At 65.3% G+C, this 3320-nt stretch carries 2 protein-coding genes and 1 riboswitch; of the genes, one reads left to right on the forward strand and one right to left on the reverse strand.

What is annotated here, in order from left to right:
* On the reverse strand, positions 1–817 hold an 817-nt coding region (gene gcvT / locus MOV74_RS34420), incomplete at its 3' end, for a glycine cleavage system aminomethyltransferase GcvT (RefSeq protein WP_246931421.1).
* Between the two features lie 146 nt (positions 818–963).
* A riboswitch (glycine riboswitch) is annotated at positions 964–1054 on the reverse strand.
* Between the two features lie 245 nt (positions 1055–1299).
* On the opposite strand from gcvT, the gene alaS reads away from it, so the two are divergent.
* A partial coding sequence (alaS, locus tag MOV74_RS34425) for an alanine--tRNA ligase (protein ID WP_246931422.1) occupies positions 1300–3320 on the forward strand: 2021 nt, incomplete at its 3' end.

A 3320-nucleotide genomic window follows, 5' to 3' on the forward strand; every position in this document is an offset into this window, starting at 1 on the left:
CGCCGCTGCGGCGGCTCTTCTGCACCGACCATTCCAGCGCAGCCTCGACCGGCGTGGTGGCGGTGTCGATGTCGTGGCCATAGAGGCAGAGCCCGGCTTCCAGCCGCAGGCTGTCGCGGGCGCCAAGGCCGATCGGCAGCACGTCGGGGTTTTCGAGCAGCATCTTTGCGAGGCGCTCGGCGTCCGCAGCGGGGACCGAAATCTCAAAGCCGTCCTCGCCGGTGTAACCCGAGCGCGAGACGAAGCAGGCGATGCCGGCAACCTGGCGCGGACCGGCATCCATGAATGTCATGGACGGCGCCTCTGCACACAATTTCGCCAGCACCGCTTCCGCCTTCGGACCCTGCAGCGCGATCAGCGCGCGGTCGGCGAGGGACTCGATGACGCAATCGTCCGAGAGATTCGCGCGCAGATGCGCCTCGTCTTCGGCCTTGCAGGCGGCGTTGACGACCAGGAACAGATGGTCGCCGAAATTGGCGACCATGAGATCGTCGAGAATGCCGCCATCCGCATTGGTGAACTGGGCATAGCGCTGCCGCCCCTCGGCAACCGCCACGATATCCTGCGGCACCAGCCGTTCCAGCGCGCGGGCGGCGTCCTCGACCCTCCCGGACTTCGGCCGGAGCGCGAGCTGCCCCATATGGGAGACGTCGAACAGGCCGGCGGAGGCTCGGGTATGGAGGTGCTCCTTCAGCACGCCCGCAGGGTATTGCACGGGCATGTCATAGCCCGCGAACGGCACCATCTTGCCGCCCAGGGACACATGAAGCCCGTGAAGGGGCGTACGTTTCAGGGAGTCTTGGTCGTGCGCTAGCATCTCAAGGGGCCCTCGGCGGTTCCCCGGGGACGATTCCCCGATGGACACCAGTCGAAGCCCCATCTGTCGCTGTGCCTGAGAGTATTATCCCGTCGGCGGACGCCATCCGGGTCTAGACCCGTCGGCGCCTCTTTCCAGATGCTGTCAAAGCCACGCGGTCCTTTTGCCTGAGAGTTTCCGGGGCGGTTGCTCCTTCGGCGCCGGCTGCCTAAAGCCGGTCTCTCCCGACGTGGCCGTACGATACAGATGGGTACAGACCACAGGCTAGCCAAGCCTGTCAACGCGTCCGCTTGGCCTATCAACGGGATTGCAAAGGGGATTGAGCGGCTGCGGCAACCCTCTGATCTGCTTGCACATCTCCTTGCACAGTTTCTGGACAGCGAAGCTGGCCTTGTCTAAAAGCGCTTTGGCCCGCAGATATCAGCCTTAACGTTACGGTTGGATGGCGAGAAGCGGGTCCAAGCACACCCGATTGGATGAACATGAGCGGCGTCAACGAGATCAGGTCGACCTTTCTGAACTTCTTTGCCGAGAACGGCCACGAGATCGTGTCGTCCTCGCCATTGGTGCCGCGCAACGACCCGACGTTGATGTTCACCAATGCCGGCATGGTGCAGTTCAAGAACGTCTTCACCGGCGTCGAGAAGCGGCCCTATCAGCGCGCCACCACGTCGCAGAAATGCGTGCGCGCCGGCGGCAAGCACAACGACCTCGACAATGTCGGCTACACCGCGCGCCATCTCACCTTCTTCGAGATGCTCGGCAACTTCTCGTTCGGCGATTATTTCAAGGAGCGCGCGATCGAGCTGGCCTGGACCCTGATCACCAAGGAGTTCGGGCTCAAGAAGGACAAGCTGCTCGTCACGGTCTACCACACCGACGACGAGGCGGCCGGCCTGTGGAAGAAGATCGCCGGCTTCTCCGAGGACCGCATCATCCGCATCCCGACCTCGGACAATTTCTGGGCGATGGGCGACACCGGGCCGTGCGGCCCGTGCTCGGAGATTTTCATCGACCGTGGCGAGCACATCTGGGGCGGGCCTCCGGGCTCGCCGGAAGAGGACGGCGACCGCTTCCTCGAATTCTGGAATCTCGTGTTCATGCAATACGAGCAGGTGACGAAGGAGGAGCGCGTGGATCTGCCGCGTCCCTCGATCGACACCGGCATGGGGCTCGAGCGCATGGCCTGCATCATGCAGGGCGTCGACAGCGTGTTCGAAACCGATTTGTTCCGCCAGCTGATCGATGCGACAGCCTCGGCGCTCGGCAGCGGGCCGAACGAGCAGACCGTCGCCTCGTTCCGCGTCATCGCCGACCATCTGCGCTCCTCGGCCTTCCTGGTCGCGGACGGCGTGCTGCCCTCGAACGAGGGCCGCGGTTACGTGCTGCGCCGGATCATGCGCCGCGCGATGCGCCATGCGCAGCTGCTGGGTGCGAAAGAGCCGCTGATGCATCGGCTGGTCTGGGCGCTGGTGCGCGAGATGGGCCAGGCCTATCCCGACCTGATGCGCGCGGAGACTCTGATCGAGGAAACGCTGCGGCTGGAAGAGACCCGTTTCCGCAAGACGCTGGTTCGCGGCCTTGCCATCCTCGACGAGAAGAGCGCGTCCCTGAAGAAGGGCGACATGTTCGACGGCGACGTCGCCTTCACGCTGTACGACACCTACGGCTTCCCGCTCGACCTGACGCAGGACGCGCTGAAGTCGCGCGGCATCGGCGTCGACCAGGCCTCCTTCTCCGATGCGATGGAGCGGCAGAAGGCGAAGGCGCGCGAGTCCTGGAAGGGCTCCGGCGAGGCGGCATCCGAGGCGATCTGGTTCCCGCTGCGCGAGAAGCTCGGCGCCACCGAATTTTTGGGCTACGAGACCGAGAGCGCCGAGGGCGTGGTGTCCGCGCTGGTCAAGGATGGCGCTGAAGTCGCCAGCCTGAAGGCCGGCGAGACGGGCGCGATCGTGCTGAACCAGACGCCGTTCTATGCGGAGTCCGGCGGCCAGGTCGGCGACACCGGCGTGCTTCTTGGCGAGGGCGGCCTCAAGTTCCGCGTCACCGACACGCAGAAGAAGCTCGGCGATTTCTTCGTTCACGTCGGCACGGTCGAGAGCGGCGAGCTCAAGCTCGGCACCGCGCTGCAGCTCGAGGTCGATCATTCCAGGCGCTCCTCGATCCGCGCGCATCATTCGGCGACGCATCTCATTCATGAAGCGCTGCGCCAGGTGCTCGGCGACCACATCGCCCAGCGCGGCTCGATGGTCGCGCCGGACCGCCTGCGCTTCGACTTCGTGCATCCCAAGCCGATCTCGGCGGAGGAGCTTGCCCGCGTCGAAGACATCGCCAACGACGTGGTGCTGGAGAATGACGAGGTCACCACGCGCGTGATGGGCGTGGACGAGGCCCGCGAGGCTGGCGCGCGCGCTTTGTTCGGCGAGAAATACGGCGACGAGGTTCGCGTCGTCTCGATGGGCCGGACCGCGCGCGAGCGGGGCGCCAACGCGCTCGGCTGGTC

Source organism: Bradyrhizobium sp. SHOUNA76, assembly GCF_023006445.1.
Taxonomy (GTDB): domain Bacteria; phylum Pseudomonadota; class Alphaproteobacteria; order Rhizobiales; family Xanthobacteraceae; genus Bradyrhizobium.